An 18,944-nucleotide genomic window follows, 5' to 3' on the forward strand; every position below is an offset into this window, starting at 1 on the left:
ATTGAACTTGCCATGAAAAATCGGTGGGGATATCGAACTGGGATAAGCCCAAACCATTGGATCCCTGGTCGAGATTATGCCTTTATTGGAAAGCTAAATTTTATTGGTGTCGAAATACTAGAGCCTGGGAGAACTTGCAGAGCAATTGGAGGGTTTGTATTGCCCAAACAAGATTTACCATTAATCAAAAACGGCTTTACTTGGCATATTTGTGAGGCTTACACCATAGTTGGTTACGTAAAGGTTGTTTCAGAGCCGCGCACATAACAAACGCATTAACACTCGCTGCGCTCGCTAGGGACAAAAACACGTAGGCTCCCTGCGCTTCGCTTGGTATTGTAGCCTACGTGTTTTTGCCCGTTATGCGGAGCGTTATGCCTCAGGTAAATGAAAAAATTAGTTCTCATTTTTAAAGTTGTCTTTTTAGTTTTGCTCGGAGTTCTTTCCGTAAAAATGATGTACGGTGATCCCGTACAGAAACCAATAGAGTCACTTTTAGCACAGCGCATTGATTATGCCGAATGTCCTACCGATAAATACGCAAGGCCATTTTTTCAAGTTAAAGGCGATGAGACAAAATTTCATGTTATTAAAGAATTTGCCTATCGGACAGGATGCTCTGGGAAGAAAGAAAGCACAATCATCGGTAAATCCGTATCCTTTAGCTATTTCAAAGATTCACCAACTTCTGGCAAAGTAGTAGAGGTATCTATAAACGGTAGTCAGATTTATTCACAAAATGAATTTGTGGGTAAATCAACTTCAGCAGGGGCGTTGCTCTTTATGGTTGTTGTCGCATTCTCAATCTGGAGCTTTTTTGGTGTAAAAAGGCATAACAATCCACTGTAGTCGCCCGCAAGCAGGCTGGGACAAATACACGTAGGCTCAGTCGCTTCGCTCCAATTTTAGCCTACGTGTATTTGCCCCTAAGTGGGGTGTTATAGCGCTAAAAGGATTTATAGCTTTGCATTATTTTGATCCACCTAATATCGAAAAAAGCATCCTTCGGAAGGCCGGAATAAACGAAACAGTTTTAGTTCCTATTAAGCCCTTCAAAGGCGCTTTGCCTCAAAACTGTCTCAATAACGTTAAAGCTTATATTGATAGTTTCGGCGGTGAGGTCCAGCTGGGTTGGATATTTTCGATTATGGGAAACATTGCACTCAAGCTAACTGCTCATGCTGTTGTGAAAACTAATGAACAAAAGTTTCTATGCGTTACTCCAAATCCATATAGAAAAGACAAAGTTCGCTTTAGTCCTGACAATGGCGTTAACGCTCTTATAGTTAATAACTTTTTACCACAAAAGCTAGTTCCACTGATTACCAATAAGATGTTAGACAACTATTTAGCCTTGGAAAGAGAAATGAACGACCTAAGGCTAGCTAATTCAGGATTGGTCTCTCAGAAACAAGTTCTGGATATTCAACTGAAGGCACAGGTCTTATACCCATCGATATTGCAACTAGCTAAGGAAAACACATCGCAAAAAGATTATTGCTTTTGCGGATCTAATAAGAAAAGAGCCAAATGCTGTAAGTAGGGCCGCGCCATAACAAACGCATTAACTCGCTCGCGAGCTCGCTGGGACGCTAACACATGGGCTGCGTCACTTTGTTCCTAATTTTAGCCCATGTGTTATCGCCCTTTATGCGGGTGTTAGGTGCTACAAGGAAAATGGATTTGTTCGAAGCTCTTATAACTTCTACGGTTGTTTGCTTTACAGTTCTATTCAGCTCAATTTGGGCGTCTAACACCTACAAAGATAAGGGACTGTTGGCGGTTTTATTGTTTTATTTCAGCCTTTTTACCATTAGCGGGTATGAAGGCACAGCTCCTCACGTAATACAAAGCCGGGAAAGGGAGCTACTTATAAGCCTTTTTATTATGTACTCTGTACCCTTGGGTTTAGCCGCCTTATTTGTAAAACTGTCTCAAAATATAAAGTCAAAAACTCGTAATGTAATGGCATCCATTGCTTCCATAATTACAGGCGTTGTTTGGCCGTTTTTTACGCTAGTAACTGTTTGCACTGTAGGCTTAGATTGTATTTAGTGGCAACAAATAAAGGGTGTTTTAGTACGCACCTAACAAAAAAATTATGTCGCCCACAGGCGGGCTGGGACACAAACAAGCAGGCCCTGCTTCGCAGTTTAGCCTACATGTTTGTGCCCCATATTTAAGTGTTATACGCTAAGGACACATCAGTGAGATTAATAGCAGTTTTACTTGCTCTTTTTATGACAGGATGCGCCAAAAATTATAATAACGAAGTTGCAACGTATGAAGCTGTCAGTAATGGATATCGCATAACCGTAAATGGAATGCGTGGCAATATGGCACACGATCCCATTTCATTGATTTTTAGAGGCTCTAGTGAAGTTTCGGAAGTTATAAATGTTCCTCGAATCTCAGGTATAGTCCAAGGGAATGAAATACCTACCGAAAAAGGTCATTACAAGTATTTGGGTTTTATAAGTTTTGTAGATGGTAAAATGATTATAGATCTTCAATACGATGATTATGACCGTGGAACAACACCGGACAGTTGGTGGAATGGCTCGTATATTTTAAAACGGGCGGAATAGCGTATAACAAACCAAGTCAGCGGGACACTAACACGTAGGCTCTCGTCACTTCGTTCCGTATTATAGCCTACGTGTTATTGCCCCTGCTTGGGGCGTTATACGACTACAAGGAATGTTTTATGAAAACTATATTTTTAACAGTATTTCTCTTTATTTTCGCTACTGCACATTCAGTTTGTGCAGAAGAGTTGTTTTCTGTTTCTTCAGCAGAAAGAGGGATTTCCGCATTTGATTTTAAAGTCATAGAAGTTAAACGAGCCGAAGGCTTCTCTGTTTTGGAAATACCTGGCTTCCAAGATCGCACAGCGAGCGCTAGTCGTTGGATGATGTGTATGTATACAGAACTCGCTGTTTTACGAAACAAAGAAATGTGGGCTTCGATTTATACAGATAATAGTGGTGACGACGTTACGATTGTATTTCCTCAGTCTACTTCTCTTAACGACCCAGCTTTTGATAATGTTGATTTATTGGGAACTGAGCCACAAATCGTGCCTGTTGAGTTATTTAAGAAATTCTGCGGGTTGAAATAGGCGACGTATAACAAACCGCTGTAGACGCACGCGGGGCGTGCTGGGACAAAAATACGTGGGCTGTCCTCGCTTCGCTCGTTATTATAACCCACGTGTTTTTGCCACTAAGTGGGGTGTTAGTTCCCAAGCTGTATCCCATTGTTCAAAGGAATGAATTTGAATTTAGTAAAAGTAGGACTGCCTAAGCCGCTCTATTGGCCTTTAAAAATTTTACTCTGTATAGCGGCTGCTTATGTTTTTTATCAAATCATGGTAGACATAAACGATGGCTTTATTACACGAAGAGGTCTTGTATATTCCTTAGAATCAGAGCCTCGAACCTTCTATATTAACATTGCTAAGCGTTTTGTTATTTTCGCGGCATTAATTTGGTTTGGAACATCAGGAACTAGTAAAAAGGTAATATCAAGCAGTGGCAACTAACAAAAAAAATATGTCGTCCGCAGGCGGGCAGGGACACAAACTGGCAGGCGGCTTCGCCATTGTAGCCTGCCTGTTTGTGCCCCATATTTAGGTGTTAGGTTTCTATGAATAAAATTCAAACCCTCTTGTTTCGATTAAGCGCCAATACCTGCGCAATTTTTGGCGTCATCTCTGTCATTTGTGCTATTGCTGCAATAGAAAACTTTGAATTAATCTTTGAAATCACAAAACCATTCGCCATTATTTCACTAATCACCATTTTCCCTCTATTTATTGCATTTGTTTTAATTCGTATTAAATATTCCATAGCATCAAACGGAAAAAATACAGGCAAAAAGAAAGGTCTTAACACACATATTAGAGATACAATTGATAATTTTTTAGAGCCGATCAAGGCTCTATTGAGCATATCTAAAGTTCATTTAGTCGTTTTTGTTTTATTAATTATCTCAGGCGGTTTTATGTATCATTCATTTCAAATTGGTGGGGTTAGCTGGGCATTTGGAACACCTTTTGAAAAACACCATGCTATTAGTTTTGGTACAACGGCTGCACTTTTTTACGCAATCATGCTTCCTTATTATTCTTACAGAGCATCGCAAAGTGCTTACAGTGCAAACGAAACCTAAAAAAGCCAAGCAGGTGGGACAATCACATGTGGGCTCCCGTCGCTGCGCTCCATTTTATAGCCCACATGAAATGGCCCCTTCTTGGGGGGGATGTACCTCCAGAAGAAGTAAACATAGGAAGTTTATATGAGCATAGAAGCGCGAAAAGTTCTAGAGGCGTTGGAATCTTCCGGTAAAGAAGGCGTTGGCGTGATTACTCTCTCCTTAGAAACAGGTTACAGTCAATCAGAACTAAGAAGTTTCTTTAAAAATCATAAACAGTATTGCGTCCCGCTTAACGGAGAGACCAAGTATAAACTTAGTCAATTTACTGAAACATGCGATTCTGTTGATAAAATGCTGAAGGAAATTGAACGGCAAAAGGTAAATGATCGAGTATCTAGAGCTTTTTACTATGGCCTAATTGCCGGATTAGTTATCGCTAATATTGGCACATTCGCTGAGTTGTTATTTTGAGCAAGGTACATAACAAAAAAATTATGACGCCCGCAGGCGGGCTGGGACACAAACAGGCAGGCGGCTTCGCCATTATTGTCTGTTTGTTTGTGCACCATATTTAAGTGTTATATGCCTTTGAAATACCGAGGATTTATTTTTGGATTATTTGGTTCCTATACTGGGGATAGCTTCCAGTCTTTTCGGGCTGATTTCTATCCATCTCGGTGCGAGTGGTTTTCCTAGGAAAGAAGCAATGAATGGCGTCAAGGGCGAAAAGTTCTCGGGTGTGGCGGAAATTGACGGGCGGAAATACAATGTTCAATTTGTAGTTGGTAGCGATAATTTATGGCTTTTGAGCAGTTTTCCAAGTTTTGGCCTTGTGCTTGATTTGGACGAACTGAAACTATCAAAGAAGAAGAGTTTTATAGGTTATCAGGTGAGAATTATTTCTCATGATGTGTACACTGAGCACTTGTTTAATGAAATCATTGTGTCTGTTCGAGTGTCCAAAAAGCTTGAAAAGTTTTCGCACGGAAAGTTGTTATGCGGAAGCATATAACAAACCAATAAACGCGCTTCGCTGGGACACTTACTCGCAGGCTCCCAGTCGTTTCACTCCTAATTCTAGCCAGCGTATTTTTGCCCCTAAGCGGGGTGTTAGGCTTCTCACATAGACAACTGGTTTTACAATGGAAAAGAAGATTTCTAAGTTCATTCAAGAATTTTTATCCTTCACACCACAAGGCTCTATATATTCTGTGGCGCGGATACTAAATCAAGAAGAACACGAGAAGTATAAAGGCACTATGATCAGATGGAGTTCTTGGCATTTTTGGTATTACGATGCACCAAAGTCCAAAACTATCAAGATAATCGCAAAAGATTTTCGTAGTAAGATTGGCATGTATGGAATTGAAGGTGCTAACTCACTTGTTACAGGCGTTATAGCAAGAGAGTCCGGCGGTTGTGTTTTCGTAACAACATACTCTATAGGTAATAAAAAAATGGAACCACTGTGTTTTGTAATGGAAAACCAAGATAAAGATTGGGCACTGATGCAACATAAGGGTTAAATAAGCTAAAGTGGTAAAGCCTAACAAGCCAATCAACTCACTCACTTCCTTCTCTGGTGTGATAGGGCACGTATTTTTGCTCGCTATACGAGCCGATTGATTTCAGGGTTAGCACTGCGAAATGAATGAAGAAGAGAAAGAGAAGCTTGATCGAGAGTATGCGGCGGAAAGGTTTGGAATATACGCACCTTTCATCGTAATAATTGCTTTACTCTTTGTTATTACTGCCTGGTATATTTTTAATCAGCCTACATCAAGTCAAATTGTCGTGGGGGTTGCGATGAACCACAGAGCGCTACTCCATGACGAAGGCCATGACATATTCCTGTATGTTGCGCTGGATGATCGCAAACAACTAGTGAAAGTCAGGCTGCCTGGTAAAACCCCAATAAGAGTCGGTGAAAAAGTGGAAATGAATAGGCTTTTCAGCGACGGTTCTGATTATGAAAAATATGTTTTTCATCGGTATGTCGATGATTAAAAATAAAATTTTCATTAATTCGCCTGAAAACTCGAATATAGAATATCGTGGGTTAAATTTACTTGTAAGCTGGATTTCTTCGCTTAAATTTAGTTAAAGAGTTACTGCTGCCCATGGTTCATAATAAAGTTTAAAGTGAATTTGATTGAGAGTATTTTTAGTGGCCTAAGTGCACTATTACTGTTCTTTAATGTCCATCAGTTTATATTGACTACAAAAGCGACCAACAGGAATTAAGAATATGAAAATGCTTGGAGTAGTTGGTTTTCTTCTGATATTACAAGGATGCTCTATTGTTGGTGCAGTTTTGGACAGTAAGCTTCCAGAAACCTCAAGCGACAATCAACGCCGAAACACGCAGCGACCTAGCGATGATGCATCACTTTCAGGTCTCGGAGGGGAGATTGACCTAGCGATATTAAACTACGTTATCACTGGCGAAAAACCAGAGGGAGCACCAAAACCTCAAAGCTGCAGTGACCTGTCGGGCACGGATAAGAAAAATTGCATCAATAGAGTCAACGGAATAAACGAGCATATTAGAAAGCATGTTGAAAAATACTAATGTGGCACTTAAGCAGGTAAGAGCGAGCACAAACACATTATTGCGGGATTAAGCTAAGCAAACGTGGCAGAGTGACTGCTCAAAGGCTGGGGAAGAAGAGGGATGAATGGCAACACCAGTACATAGCAAGTTAATCAATAAAGCTGCCAGGGAAGTGTTGAAACCTATTGGATTGGTAAGAAAAGGGCAGTCCCGGTTATGGTTAGACGACAACGCGTGGTGGCTAATAATGGTAGAGTTTCAGCCGTCAAGTTGGTCTAAAGGTACCTATCTCAATGTTGGAATAAGTTGGCTTTGGTACCCCAAAGATTACATGTCATTCGATATCGGATATCGAGAGAATTCATTCATAGAATTCAAGGACGAAGACACTTTTTCCAGAGATACAATTGCGTTAGCAGAGAAAGCAAAGGAATGCGTGTTTAGCCTTCGCCAATCAATGTCTTCTCCTGAGCTCGCAAAGGCTTTTGTGTTAGAGAACACCAAGGGCGGTGAGCGGAATATTTGGGGATGTCTTAATAAGGGCTTAGCTTGTTTACATGCGCTAGACTTTCAAGGCGCGCGTGTTCATTTAGAAAATGTAATTCAGTGCTCTGATGAACGAGACTGGGCTATTTCGGTTAAGGATTTTACACAGTCAATATTAAGTCTACAGCCAAAAGAACAGATAAAAGCTATTCAAAACGCAATCATACAATCTCGCAAGCTTAAAAAACTCCCGGAAATGAACGTAACGTTTGGCGCAAGTGCCTAACGAAAAGTTCCACGCCCACAGCGAACGGCGGCAACACAGGCGTTTAATAACTCCTGAGCACCTATCACAAAGACACGCGGGTAATTAAACTGTAAACAGCGTCGCTTTTTGTTCTAAATGCGAAATTAATACTCAAAGACACTTTTCGTTTAGTAAAGCGTCACTATATCTGATACGTTAGTGTTATAACGTTTCTCATGAAAAAAGGAATTGAAATGAAAAACTGGGAAGACCTATCCATAATCCAAAAACTCATTATTGGTGTGGCCATCATTGCCGTTGCGGTGATTGCTCCCGAAATCGGTATGCTGCTGCAATTTGGAGGTATTGAAGTTGCGTTTGCCTTTTTGGTCTTCAGCCTTAAACCAGTACTGCATTTCGTCCAAAATTCTTATGCAAAACTAGAAAATATTGCCGCTTTGGTGGTCATAAGTTGGCGTCACAGCGCGTCTGCCAGACCAGGCGTGTTTGCATTGCAAGCTTCATTTTGTTTTCTGGCGCTGGCTTTTACCGGCTCTTCGTTTTTCGCCGTCAGCTTTTTTATGCCCGGATTACTGTTAAACGGTGCTCTCGTTTAGCTCGTGTAAATTACTATTTCAAAGTACCGCTAGCAGGGGCTAAGGAACAGGATTATTAGGTTACTTAATCTGGTCACTCTATGAAGTTAGAACATGGCAAAAGCTACAAACGAGGGATTATTATACTATTCTTAGTATGGGCGTTATTCTCAGTGTTGCCTTTGCCAAATAGCCCAGACAATCCGGCTTTGTTGGGTTTTGCTTTATCTGTTTTAGGCGTGGTTGCCTATCAAGCCTATTCTGGCGTTGCGCTCGATCAATTTTGGCGAGCGAGTATATCTGCAAGAATCAATAAAATAGGTTTATTGCTACGCTTGTTTTCGAGGGCATCATTGCTGTTTTTGCCGCCACAAGAGCGTACTAGTGATAAAAGAAAAATATAGTCCTAGATTTCGGGGTAGTGGTTTTTGCCCGACATTCAGGTAATAACATCGGGACGACACTTACTCCAAGGAAATAGGAATGAACGTGAAATTAGTCAGAACTATACAGTTTTTAGCACTCTTGACGGCAATCGCTAGTGTTTGGCTCTCTGAATTTAGTAGTATCAAAGGAGCTATATTACTTACTCTTCCTTTTTGCACATTCTTCGCAACCATAAAGCCCACTGATACCAGAGACATCATTAACATAGCTGCTTTTGTTTTTTTAGCGCTGGCAGCTATATCTGCGGTTATGCTTTTTGCTATCGAGCCAGACGCACAAGCTGCGATAGGCGTATTCTTGTTGCTAGCCCTTCAGTATTTGATCTCAATCGTGTTTCTTATTGCCTACTGGCGAGGGAATGGTCGTTTAGGAAACAAAAGCGTATAGCGAAATTTACCAGTTATTGATTAGCATTATATACGCTTAGAATGCATTTCTTGTCTTTATGCGCCTGTGTTGCTATTTCGACTATTGGTAATACCACTCAACCACAATAGCAGGTCAATAGCCTTATCTTGGAATCACCAAGGTGTAATTAAAATACGAATTAATTCACCTATAAATGATTATTTTTAAACTATTATTTTAGTATTTATTAAATTGTCAGCCTTTCAGTTATTTGCTTATTTGTTTCTTGATTTTTAATTTTTTGTAAATTAATCTGGATTTTCTTTATTTTGGTAAGGCCAATTGTGGTGCGTTTATATTTTGTTCCGGACAGAAACTGAGCTTACTGCGCCGTTAAAAATCAACAAACGACTACTACATAGTCGAAAGGAACAGACAACATGAAACTTTTTATACTCGGGTGGCTGGTTATTTATAGTGTGTTTCTTCATGTCACTCATGCTGAAGCACAGGCGCAAAATGAGCAAAGACTCCCTGAGCCACTGATTCAAAATGTGTCAGGCCGGGATACGGTGAGTCTGGATGGTCAGTGGACCTATATTATCGACCCGTACGAAAACGGGTACTACAACCATAGGTACGAGCCACATACTCATGGGTATTTTAAGAATGCAAAAATGACATCTCCGTCGCAGTTACTGGAGTATAACTTTGATACTGCTGACAAGATCACCGTTCCCGGCGACTGGAATACACAGGAAGACCATCTGTACCTTTATGAAGGTACTGTGTGGTACAACAAAAACTTTACCTTCAAAAAGCAACGCGACCAGAACTATTTGTTGTATTTCGGCGCTGTAAATTACAAAGCCATTGTTTATGTTAACGGCAATAAAGTAGGTGAGCACGAGGGCGGTTTTACCAGTTTTAATTTTGACATAACCCAGCATCTCAAAGACGGCGATAACTTTGTTACTGTTAAAGTAGACAATCGTCGCGAGAGAGATCAGGTGCCTACAGTCAATACCGACTGGTGGAATTATGGTGGTATCACTCGTTCGGTAAGTATTGTGTCTGTTCCCCAATCATACCTGTCGGACTATCGAATTCAGCTTTCCCCTGACAAAGGCAATACCATTAAAGGTACTATTGTGCTTGCGGGCCCTGCGGATCACAAAGGGAATGTGGCAATCAGCATTCCTGAGTTAGGTGTTCGCGAAACCGTTAAAGTGAATAAGAGCTCAACGACGACGTTTTCTTTCACAGCGAATCCCGCACTATGGTCGCCCGATACGCCTAAGCTATATGATGTAGAGATTTCCTATAACGGAGAAACCATTCACGATCGCATTGGATTTCGCACCATTGAAACTCAAGGCGAGGACATTTTGCTAAACGGCCAATCAATTTTCCTGAAAGGCATTAGCATTCATGAAGAGTCGCCGTTGACGTCGGGCAGGGCATGGAGTGAAGAAGATGCCCGTACCTTATTGCAATGTGCGAAAGAATTGGGCTGTAACTTCGTGCGCCTGGCGCATTATCCGCATAACGAACATATGTTAAGAGTCGCTGATGAAATGGGCCTTATGGTGTGGTCCGAGATCCCGGTTTACTGGACGGTACTGTTCGACAATCAAATGGTTTACCGTAAAGCCGAACAGCAACTCGCTGAAATGATACATCGCGATATAAACAGAGCCTCTGTGATCATGTGGTCCATGGCGAATGAAACACCATCAACAGACGCGCGACTCACGTTTATCTCGAGTCTTATTAAGCAGGCGCGTCAGCTCGACAGCACGCGCCTTATAACGGCAGCAATGGATACCCAAAGTAGCACAAAGAACGGTATTCTGATCGATGATCCCCTGGCCAGTGAAGTGGATATCATTGGCGTTAACAGCTACTGCGGCTGGTATGTATCTGAAGCATCAAAATGTTCGGGGCTAAAATGGGAGTCCAAGTATCAAAAGCCCATTATTATGAGTGAACTCGGTGCCGGCGCACTGCAGGGCTTACATGGTGAAAGTAACGAACGGTGGACAGAAGAGTTTCAGGCGTCAGTGTACATTCATAACCTGGAAATGGTGGACAACATGTCCGCGCTCAGAGGTTTAAGTCCATGGATCCTGAAAGACTTCAGATCGCCTCGCAGGCCACTTAAACATATTCAGGACTTTTGGAATCGAAAAGGGCTGGTTTCAGAAAAAGGGATTAGAAAGAAAGCCTGGTACGTGCTGCGAGACTATTACGAAACAAAATAGTTCATTAGGAAGTACAATCCGCTGTTAAACAGGCTCTGTTCGAAAGAACAGGGCTTTGTTCTTTGCAATGTAGACTGCAATATCTTCTGTGATAGTCTGACATGCAACAACGTCTAATTGTGTGAAAGTGCAGGATGCAAAATGTTTGATTTATACGGGCTGAAATGGCCCAGATCGTTTGAGTTTGTTGCTGTTCAGCGGTCTGTCAGTGAGTTGAAGGTTGTCATATTTGCTTTTGGCATAGTATTGACACTGCTCATTGTTATTTTCGGCCTGCTACAAAACGCATCGTTTAAACCCTATGCTACGTTTACTTTTGCTTACAGTATCTTACTGTTACTTTTTGCCAGTTGGAGCGAAGATCACCCCATCTTTGCACGCTCAAGTGTATATGTTGTTGGTAGTCTGGTTGTCATTACCTCAGTCTACCAGACTACCGTTGGTTTCTTTGAAACAGGGGCTAGCATATACACGCTTTATCACGGATTAATATGGCTATACACCCTGGCCGTAGTATTCATGACAACAAGAGCGTTAGGACCAAAGACTCACATACGCAGCGAAGAAAAGACGAGCAGCAACGTGGTTAATCAATAGCGTTTCTGATCCAAATCAGGCGCGAAGACAAGTTATATACAACCGCAAAGTGCTGATGGAGTTGGCCAATTAACGCGCCTCACAGCAAAAATCAACGTTATGTTATTTAGGGAAAAATAAACAATGAAAACGATTTTATTCGTTCTGGCAGTATCTATTTTCTGTTGTACCGCAGTGGCAAACACAACAATGTACTCGCAGGTGGCGAGCCAATACCCTGAAAATGCATTGAGCAAGCAGCAGATTACTAATGCCGCAATGCAGGGCGAATGTCTTGTTCAAATAAAAGAGCTAACATTTAAAAAGAAGAATGATTTTGACCCTATTTCAGAATGGATCAATTACCGCTCGGTATCGCTGCTAGAGAAGTATTCTCCATGCGAAACTCTTATCATGCTGGAGGTCGCGAATAAGCAACTGCGCGATCATTCAAAGTAGATGGTTCGATACAGTAGACAGACTATTCAACAAAACTAACAGCAGTACAGTAATGGCAAACTATGAGTTTATTAGAAGATGCATGGGAAGAAAGGGAAGAAGTCGTTTATCCAGAGGTATTTGGTGATACCGGACCCGGTATCTATCCGTTGTCTAATGACGTTTTTGAGCAGTTAGACGCTCAGTCTGTAGATCCTCGTTGGCTTACGCATGGCGTGTTTCAGTCGCCGCCAAACGACACGCGGAACACATGGGTATATGTTACTTCGGGCATGTCTAATCCCTGGGAGTCTGATGAACCTCAGGACTACTCAGGTTTTGGTGTGGAATTTGTACTCGAAACAGAACAAGCGTCAACATGGGCAATAAACGTGTTGCACACCCTTATGGCGTACAATTTAATGCTGGCCAGTGGTCAAATGGGTGAACCCGGTTTGTTAGACTACGGCAACCGTATCCCTTTTGCCTTGTCTGATGATATTGCGGCCATGGTGATTGCACCAACTTTTCAACTTCCTGAAAATATAGATATAAAATCTGGACGTGTTGATTTTCTGCAAATTGTAGGGGTAACAGAAGCCGAACTTACGTACGCACAAGAGACGTCGTCAGAAGCGTTAATCGAAATGCTAATCGAAGAAACCGGCGGATTGATTACCGCTAAACAACGAAAGAGCGTGGTGTAGTGCTGAGACGATGGAGCATCACGGTTAACGGTTTAATGTAATATTGAAAATGGAAAGCTACTATGGAAGGGCGTTGTCTCTGTGAACATATTCACTTTTCGGTATCAGACGATGCCGTTACAGTCGTAAATTGCCACTGTAACTTGTGCCGTAAAATGAATGGCAGTGCGTTTTCAACCTACGTTGTGGTAAATGAAAGTGAGTTTGAGTTAGTTTCTGGCGCATTAAAAACAGTGCAGGTTTCAGAGCATGCGTCGAAGCATTTTTGCGAGCAGTGCGGAACGCCTGTTTACAATAAAAACCCCAATCTTACTGGATTAACGATTGTTTATCTGGGGGCTTTAGACAGCGCCGCTCAGCTTACGCCGGTTATGAATATATATTGTGAGTCACAGTTACACTGGACTTCTGATCTTGCGTCTCTCAAGCATTTTCAGCAAAACGTTGTTAAAGGTCAGTAACAAGCCGAACTGACACGGACCTGGTTGCAGAGTATTTTGCGTTTGAGAACGAACTCTGGCAATGTAACTTGAAAGTAAGAATACACAGGGAAGTGCAATGGCAAATCAGCGACGTAGGTCCTCACCAGACAGTGTGCTTGGCATGTACATGGCGTTAGGTACTGGCATTGGTACCGCATTGGGTGTTGTGTTTGGCGTAGTGTTTGATGTCTTGCCTGTTACCCTGGGGGCAGGCGTTGCGATTGGTACAGCGGTTGGGTTTACTCTGGGTATGGCCAGACAACATAAATAATACCTTATAGTTTAATACACGAAATGTTTCGGGTTCGTAGTAAGGTCTGAAAATAACAATAAATTACTAACAAGCGCTTATGAAAAGCAAACAACGAAAGAACCTGTTCAGAGTTGTTTTATTAGCAGGGACAGCCATTTCATTATTCTTTGTGCCTTGGATTTTGGTAAAGGCCTGGATCCTGCCGCTGCCTGACTCTGTGCAAGCGCAGGTAGATGAAGCAATTTCCCATGGTTTTGATGGCATGATCGTGTACGTCGATCAAGCTGGGAAACCACCAGAATTCTACACCGGTGGTTGGAAGGACAGGGATGCACGCATTCCCGCAGAACCTGACTCACTGTTTAAAATTGCCAGTATCAGCAAACTCTATGTTGCGGTTTCAATCGCTAAACTTGTCAAAGCAGAGTGCTTATCACTCGATAATACCGTTGCCGATTATTTTCCGGAATTAGTCGGCAAACTCCCATATGCTGAACAAATCACGGTCAGAATGTTAGTTCAACATCGTAGTGGTATCCCCAATTTCACCAGTAATCCTGCGTTCTGGCAGAACGAACAGGAAAACGGTAAGCACGCGCTGGATTTTGCGCTAAGCATGCCAACCAGCTTTGCACCTGGTGAGGGCTATGAATATTCCAATACTAATTATCTGTTACTACGGCAGCTCATTAAAAACATTGTGGGATACGACCATTTCCAATTCATAAAAGAAGAAATTTTAATACCGCTTAAGTTAACTAATACATTCGGCTCTATTCAAGACGTAGATTTGGACGATGTAATGAGCGGTTATTACGTAGGTATACCAGACGATTTTAAAGAAAATGAAAATGGCATGCTGGCCACCGCCGAAGATGTCGGCAGGTTTATACGAGCGTTAAACGACGGCTCAGTTTTCGATGAAGGAGAGCAGGCCATTTATTCATCGATTTACGTGTATGAACACGGCGGTCTGGTGCCCGGCTATCAGAGCCTGGCTGAATATCACAAAGATATAGATACCGTTGTAGTTCAATTCATTAATACCACGGACTTTGAAGGGTATGAGTGGAATCTGTCGGAGATCACTATTAACCGTATAGTGAAAATTCTGAAGCAAAGGCAGTAACACCAGATACCTGAAATACACTTCATAGATGGGCCAAGGACACGAATTTCATGACACTTAAATTTATAGAAACTGGTGAAGGCTTACCTAAATGGTCGAATCCCATCAGCCACGCCGTTGTAGTGGGTAACCTTTGTTTTGTGAGTGGGCAATTATCGGTAAACGAAGCGGGAGAATATGTTAAAGGGTCAGTAACTGAAGAAGCGCAGCGCGCCTTCAACAGTGTCTTTGCCGCATTGAAAGCAGCCGGTTTCGAAAAGCGCCATATTGCGTATATTGATATTGCATTTGCTGACTTAAACGACCTCAATGAAGTCAACGCGTTATACATGGCACTCTTCCCTGAAGGAAAACGCCCGGCGAGAACGGTATACGAAGCCGCCAGGTTGCCCTTTGACGGCAAGGTTAAAATTGTCGCGACGGCTGCAAAAGAAAGCGGTTCAGCAATCAATTAATCTGAAAGGAGATGCACACTCGGGTATGGTTTTAAACCTTTTCGAGACAACTGGCACAAGGGTAGTGACAAAGTAGACGCTTTCTTTGATGTAGCCTCTTATATAACCAATTTGTTTTAGGTTGCTAGCCTGTTTTATTTACCACCGTATTTAGGGATTTTACCAATGGGACAGTTATAAATGAGAGCACTGTTTTACCTGGCAGCTTCGGGCTTTGTTGCCGCACTTATCGTCCATCTGTTAACCATTCTGGGCGTGAATTATTTCGCCGAAAATAACGCGACATTCGTGCTGCATTTTCTGATTTTTATTCCGTTCATAGGGATGCTCATACATTCTCGTAAAGGAGCATTAACTTCAAATAAAAAGGCGTATTTTAAAGACTTGCTTAAGGGCATTCCCAAAGCAATGAGGGCGTTGGCCATTGGTGTATTTATCTATGCTGGCATTAACTTTATGTATTCGATAACGCTGTTATCAGATGGGTCACCGGCTATTCAGGAGGGTAATTTAGTCTTACTCGATCACGGTCGCTATGTAAGGGAACTTTCTGAGGCTGAGTTTTTTGCGCTTAAGCGGGCAGGCGTGAGGGCATTTTCCGGGCACTGGTTAGTGTTCTTTTTAATTCCGGCTGTCTACTTCAGGTATGCAAATAATGGAACAAAAGGATAAGCATCGGTATGGACATAATCTTTAACCTAAAAGAAGAGGCTGATTGGGCTTCTGAACTGAATAAAGACATTGAGCAGACTTTCCCAGAGTATTTTTTGTCTAATCCAAAGCTAGGCACACCAGAATGGTGGAATAGCATCGATGAAGATACCAGTTATGGGCGAATTACCCACGTTGGCGAGTACCTTGAAGAGGGTGAACTGGTTGATGTTGTTGTTATCCAGCAACTCGATGAAGAGTTAAATGATGATGGTGTGTACGGCATTCCACAACAAGAATACAGTGTGGCTAGAGATGATTATTGGTTGAATGAAGCGGTGCGTGTAGACAGGTTGACGTTTATTAAATCTGTTGTTGTTTATCCAAGTGGTGAACTTGATGAACATGCTATTTATATTGAAACACAAGTCGCGCTGAAATAGATATACGCGTTGTCTACCTGCAGGTGTTGTTGCCGGATTAACGGTGAATGCAAGCCCAGGCATTTGTATCAATACACATAAATTGATACATAAAATAGCCTGCACGTTGAATGGCTTTCCCGTATGTTACACAAACAACCAACGCTTGACATAGGAATGCTCTATGCGCAACAAAGGGACCTTGTTTTTCTTTTGCGGAAAAATGGGGGCAGGGAAGTCAACAGTGGCCCGACAGGTGGCAAGCAAACATGGTGCAGTACTGCTTTCTGAAGACGAATGGCTGGCAGCCCATTACCCGTCTCTTATTCATGATTTCAATGACTACATTACCTATTCGAACCTGATCAAGCCGTTCATAAAACAGCATGTGGTGTCGCTGTTGCAATCAGGTGTTAACGTTGTGATGGACTTCCCAGCGAACACGGTGAAACAGCGCAGTTGGTTTTTGCGCGTGTGTGCCGAGGCTGAATGCCAACATGAAATGTACTACCTGGATATCTCTGACGAGCAGTGTTTGGCGCAAATTGGTGAGCGCCGACGCCAACAACCGGAACGAGGTGAGTTTGATACTGAAGCGATGTTCCGGCTTGTTTCTGGGTATTTTGAAGCGCCAGCGTTACATGAAAATTTGAATATTGTGACCTCGGGTAACAGCCCTTTGAAGGACTCCAATGAATAAGAATCTCGCCGTTTTGAGTACGGTACTTTTCGGCGTTTTTGTTATTGCGATTGTCGTCGGTATTGTCGAACTCATTTTCATGGCTTTAGACCCCAACTTTACGGTAGGGAATGATCCCAAAGTGCTGGCGGGTGCCATTTCGCAAGAACTGATTTCAGCCGCAATTATTCTGATTATAAGTCCATTTACCGCATGTATGGGCGCTGTGATTTTGTTGTTTAATCGTTTTCGAGCCCGATGGTATTTCTATTGGTCATTAATATTGTCGCTACCCTATGCTCTGTTTTTTCCGTTTGGCACGGGGATATTTGCGATTACCTGGGGATATCTTATCTATCATAGAAAGACCTTCCTGAATCAGGCTGACCCTACATAACAGAGATATGCCATTTACGCCTTTCCACATGGGTCCTGGAATACTACTGAAAGCAATATTGCAAAGTAGTTTCAGCTTAATGGTATTTGGCTGGACGCAAATTGTAATGGATTTACAGCCTCTTTGGGTCATGGTAAGAGGGCATGGTCATATTCATGGATTTACGCATACGTTTATAGGCGCGTGTTTAATTGCTGTTTTTTCGTGCCTGACGGGCAAATACCTTTCGGAAATCGGCTTGCGTGTAATAGGCGTATCCAAGGCGAACAACCCTGTTCACATATCATGGCACGCCGCCATGATGAGCGCTTTTGTAGGGAGTGTTAGCCACGTGGCGCTGGATGCCTTGATGCACGCAGACGTGGAGCCCTTTTATCCAATATCGGTGGACAACCCATGGTTGGGTGTCATATCTGTAAGTTTGCTTCATAAATTATGCTTGTACAGTGGTCTGGTGGGCGGTGGTATGTTTTATGTGGTTCAGTGGCGTGTAAAACGGAACTATTAACAAGAACTTTGCCACCTAATTCCAAAAAATGAGGATCTAATTTTGAGTAGCAACCAACTGGCTGGTACGGCGTCAATGCTAATGGCGCTGATCTACGTTTGCGCGTTCGTTTATTTTGGTGCAATGGTGTCATTCCCCGCAAGCAATGAGGCTGATGTGGTTATGGCGTTTGTAACCCAGAATGTTAATGCGTTATGGATCGCTTATTTCACAATCTACGTGATCTTTGGGGTTTTACTGGCAGTCGTGGTTATCGCAATCGATGACATACTGAGTAGCTGCGTGAATCAAACACAAAATCGTTTGCTGAGAATGGGGACGCTGTTCGGGAAAATCTGGGTATGTTTGGTGATTGCCAGTGGGATGATTGCAACCATTGGTATGTCGCACGCTGTTAGCACTACTGCTGTTAGCAATGAAGAAGCCTATCGATTATGGGGTGTGGTGTCTATGCTTGTCGAAAGCCTGGGAGGCGGAAACGAGCTGGTTGGCGGTGTTTGGGTGTTACTTACAAGTATCACTGCGTTAAAACAGCGTATGTTTGGTAACACTGTCAACTATACAGGTTGTTTTGTGGGCTTGGCTGGTATTGCAACTATTTATCCTGCTGAGGTATTCACTGAGATATTCGGCATAACGCAAATCATCTGGTTTATCGCTATCGGCGTGAGTTTGATAAAGCGATCTCCAGCAGGGAGTTGAGCGCTGGCGTGCAAGTATAAACGTTAGGGGTATAAATGGGATTAGGTCATTCGCTTTTCCGTTGGCAGCGGGGCAGGCAAAAAACGGGATACGAAAAGATGTTACTTGCTGGCTTGCGATGGCCGGTTATGTTTGACCTCTATCTGCTTAGGTTTCCTGAAGGTTGTGAAGTGCCGCCGCATACTGATAAGGTAGCTAATGGAAAGCATTACAGATTGAATATTGTTTTAAAACGGGCTGAATCGGGCGGTGAGTTTCTTTGTGCTACCCCTATCTACTGTTCAAAACGTATAAAGTTGTTTCGACCCGATGCCTGCAAGCATGAAGTCACAAAGGTGCTGAAAGGGAACCGTTATTTGCTGAGTGTCGGCTGGGTTATCAGAAGCAAAACATAACATCAGGGCAATGTGATAGCGTATAAGCGAGTGTGTTGCCCATTAAAAAA

Annotated in this window: 31 protein-coding genes; all 31 read left to right on the top strand. The window is 42.4% G+C overall.

Annotation, left to right across the window (positions count from 1 at the left end):
* A partial coding sequence (locus tag BUB81_RS22290; protein WP_217653478.1) for a hypothetical protein occupies positions 1-267 on the top strand: 267 nt, incomplete at its 5' end.
* Between the two features lie 120 nt (positions 268-387).
* On the top strand, positions 388-849 hold the full coding sequence (locus BUB81_RS16510) for a hypothetical protein (protein WP_073324465.1): 462 nt from the start codon (positions 388-390) through the stop codon (positions 847-849).
* Between the two features lie 115 nt (positions 850-964).
* The gene (locus tag BUB81_RS16515; RefSeq protein ID WP_073324466.1) at positions 965-1,543 is read left to right on the top strand and encodes a hypothetical protein; all 579 of its coding nucleotides are present in this window, start codon (positions 965-967) and stop codon (positions 1,541-1,543) included.
* Between the two features lie 664 nt (positions 1,544-2,207).
* On the top strand, positions 2,208-2,588 hold the full coding sequence (locus tag BUB81_RS16525; protein ID WP_073324468.1) for a hypothetical protein: 381 nt from the start codon (positions 2,208-2,210) through the stop codon (positions 2,586-2,588).
* Positions 2,589-2,707: 119 nt separating this feature from the next.
* Positions 2,708-3,121, top strand: a complete 414-nt coding sequence (locus BUB81_RS16530) for a hypothetical protein (protein WP_073324469.1) — start codon at positions 2,708-2,710, stop codon at positions 3,119-3,121.
* A 156-nt stretch (positions 3,122-3,277) separates the two neighbouring features.
* Positions 3,278-3,544, top strand: coding sequence for a hypothetical protein (locus BUB81_RS21985; protein ID WP_139241617.1), 267 nt, complete (start codon positions 3,278-3,280; stop codon positions 3,542-3,544).
* A gap of 104 nt (positions 3,545-3,648) precedes the next feature.
* Positions 3,649-4,173, top strand: a complete 525-nt coding sequence (locus tag BUB81_RS16535) for a hypothetical protein (RefSeq protein WP_073324470.1) — start codon at positions 3,649-3,651, stop codon at positions 4,171-4,173.
* Between the two features lie 126 nt (positions 4,174-4,299).
* Complete coding sequence (locus tag BUB81_RS16540) at positions 4,300-4,629, top strand: hypothetical protein (RefSeq protein ID WP_073324471.1); 330 nt, start codon at positions 4,300-4,302, stop codon at positions 4,627-4,629.
* 139 nt (positions 4,630-4,768) lie between these two features.
* Positions 4,769-5,170: a hypothetical protein gene (locus BUB81_RS16545; protein WP_073324472.1), complete on the top strand. Its 402-nt coding sequence runs from the start codon at positions 4,769-4,771 to the stop codon at positions 5,168-5,170.
* 130 nt (positions 5,171-5,300) lie between these two features.
* Complete coding sequence (locus BUB81_RS16550; protein WP_073324473.1) at positions 5,301-5,684, top strand: hypothetical protein; 384 nt, start codon at positions 5,301-5,303, stop codon at positions 5,682-5,684.
* Between the two features lie 121 nt (positions 5,685-5,805).
* A complete protein-coding gene (locus BUB81_RS16555; protein ID WP_073324474.1) occupies positions 5,806-6,165 on the top strand; it encodes a hypothetical protein in 360 nt (119 codons plus the stop codon).
* A gap of 241 nt (positions 6,166-6,406) precedes the next feature.
* Positions 6,407-6,730, top strand: coding sequence for a hypothetical protein (locus tag BUB81_RS16560; protein ID WP_073324475.1), 324 nt, complete (start codon positions 6,407-6,409; stop codon positions 6,728-6,730).
* A gap of 106 nt (positions 6,731-6,836) precedes the next feature.
* On the top strand, positions 6,837-7,484 hold the full coding sequence (locus BUB81_RS16565) for a hypothetical protein (protein WP_073324476.1): 648 nt from the start codon (positions 6,837-6,839) through the stop codon (positions 7,482-7,484).
* Positions 7,485-7,699: 215 nt separating this feature from the next.
* Positions 7,700-8,062, top strand: coding sequence for a hypothetical protein (locus BUB81_RS16570; protein WP_073324477.1), 363 nt, complete (start codon positions 7,700-7,702; stop codon positions 8,060-8,062).
* 80 nt (positions 8,063-8,142) lie between these two features.
* On the top strand, positions 8,143-8,445 hold the full coding sequence (locus tag BUB81_RS16575) for a hypothetical protein (RefSeq protein ID WP_073324478.1): 303 nt from the start codon (positions 8,143-8,145) through the stop codon (positions 8,443-8,445).
* Positions 8,446-8,524: 79 nt separating this feature from the next.
* A complete protein-coding gene (locus tag BUB81_RS16580) occupies positions 8,525-8,875 on the top strand; it encodes a hypothetical protein (protein ID WP_073324479.1) in 351 nt (116 codons plus the stop codon).
* Between the two features lie 401 nt (positions 8,876-9,276).
* Complete coding sequence (locus tag BUB81_RS16585; RefSeq protein ID WP_073324480.1) at positions 9,277-11,100, top strand: glycoside hydrolase family 2 protein; 1,824 nt, start codon at positions 9,277-9,279, stop codon at positions 11,098-11,100.
* A 141-nt stretch (positions 11,101-11,241) separates the two neighbouring features.
* On the top strand, positions 11,242-11,697 hold the full coding sequence (locus tag BUB81_RS16590; RefSeq protein ID WP_073324481.1) for a hypothetical protein: 456 nt from the start codon (positions 11,242-11,244) through the stop codon (positions 11,695-11,697).
* A gap of 123 nt (positions 11,698-11,820) precedes the next feature.
* Positions 11,821-12,135: a hypothetical protein gene (locus BUB81_RS16595; RefSeq protein ID WP_073324482.1), complete on the top strand. Its 315-nt coding sequence runs from the start codon at positions 11,821-11,823 to the stop codon at positions 12,133-12,135.
* A 62-nt stretch (positions 12,136-12,197) separates the two neighbouring features.
* Complete coding sequence (locus BUB81_RS16600; protein ID WP_073324483.1) at positions 12,198-12,821, top strand: suppressor of fused domain protein; 624 nt, start codon at positions 12,198-12,200, stop codon at positions 12,819-12,821.
* A gap of 62 nt (positions 12,822-12,883) precedes the next feature.
* Positions 12,884-13,282, top strand: coding sequence for a GFA family protein (locus BUB81_RS16605; RefSeq protein ID WP_073324484.1), 399 nt, complete (start codon positions 12,884-12,886; stop codon positions 13,280-13,282).
* 97 nt (positions 13,283-13,379) lie between these two features.
* Complete coding sequence (locus tag BUB81_RS16610) at positions 13,380-13,574, top strand: hypothetical protein (RefSeq protein WP_073324485.1); 195 nt, start codon at positions 13,380-13,382, stop codon at positions 13,572-13,574.
* Positions 13,575-13,653: 79 nt separating this feature from the next.
* On the top strand, positions 13,654-14,685 hold the full coding sequence (locus tag BUB81_RS16615) for a serine hydrolase domain-containing protein (RefSeq protein WP_073324486.1): 1,032 nt from the start codon (positions 13,654-13,656) through the stop codon (positions 14,683-14,685).
* A 50-nt stretch (positions 14,686-14,735) separates the two neighbouring features.
* The gene (locus tag BUB81_RS16620) at positions 14,736-15,140 is read left to right on the top strand and encodes a RidA family protein (RefSeq protein ID WP_073324487.1); all 405 of its coding nucleotides are present in this window, start codon (positions 14,736-14,738) and stop codon (positions 15,138-15,140) included.
* A gap of 180 nt (positions 15,141-15,320) precedes the next feature.
* On the top strand, positions 15,321-15,812 hold the full coding sequence (locus BUB81_RS16625) for a hypothetical protein (RefSeq protein ID WP_073324488.1): 492 nt from the start codon (positions 15,321-15,323) through the stop codon (positions 15,810-15,812).
* Positions 15,813-15,820: 8 nt separating this feature from the next.
* Positions 15,821-16,234 carry a hypothetical protein gene (locus BUB81_RS16630; protein ID WP_073324489.1) on the top strand — a complete coding sequence of 138 codons (414 nt, stop codon included), beginning with the start codon at positions 15,821-15,823 and terminating at the stop codon, positions 16,232-16,234.
* Positions 16,235-16,397: 163 nt separating this feature from the next.
* A complete protein-coding gene (locus tag BUB81_RS16635) occupies positions 16,398-16,913 on the top strand; it encodes a P-loop nucleotide/nucleoside kinase family protein (protein ID WP_073324490.1) in 516 nt (171 codons plus the stop codon).
* Complete coding sequence (locus BUB81_RS16640) at positions 16,906-17,289, top strand: hypothetical protein (RefSeq protein WP_073324491.1); 384 nt, start codon at positions 16,906-16,908, stop codon at positions 17,287-17,289. The genes BUB81_RS16635 and BUB81_RS16640 overlap by 8 nt, the downstream gene beginning before the upstream one ends.
* A gap of 106 nt (positions 17,290-17,395) precedes the next feature.
* The gene (locus tag BUB81_RS16645) at positions 17,396-17,797 is read left to right on the top strand and encodes a metal-dependent hydrolase (RefSeq protein WP_245819251.1); all 402 of its coding nucleotides are present in this window, start codon (positions 17,396-17,398) and stop codon (positions 17,795-17,797) included.
* A 42-nt stretch (positions 17,798-17,839) separates the two neighbouring features.
* Positions 17,840-18,499 (top strand): hypothetical protein, encoded by a 660-nt coding sequence (locus tag BUB81_RS16650; protein ID WP_245819253.1) that lies wholly within the window; start codon positions 17,840-17,842, stop codon positions 18,497-18,499.
* Positions 18,500-18,534: 35 nt separating this feature from the next.
* A complete protein-coding gene (locus tag BUB81_RS16655) occupies positions 18,535-18,894 on the top strand; it encodes a 2OG-Fe(II) oxygenase family protein (protein WP_073324494.1) in 360 nt (119 codons plus the stop codon).
* The last annotated feature ends 50 nt before the right edge of the window (positions 18,895-18,944 follow it).

The sequence above is a fragment of the Marisediminitalea aggregata genome (genome assembly GCF_900129565.1).
GTDB lineage: Bacteria > Pseudomonadota > Gammaproteobacteria > Enterobacterales > Alteromonadaceae > Alteromonas > Alteromonas aggregata.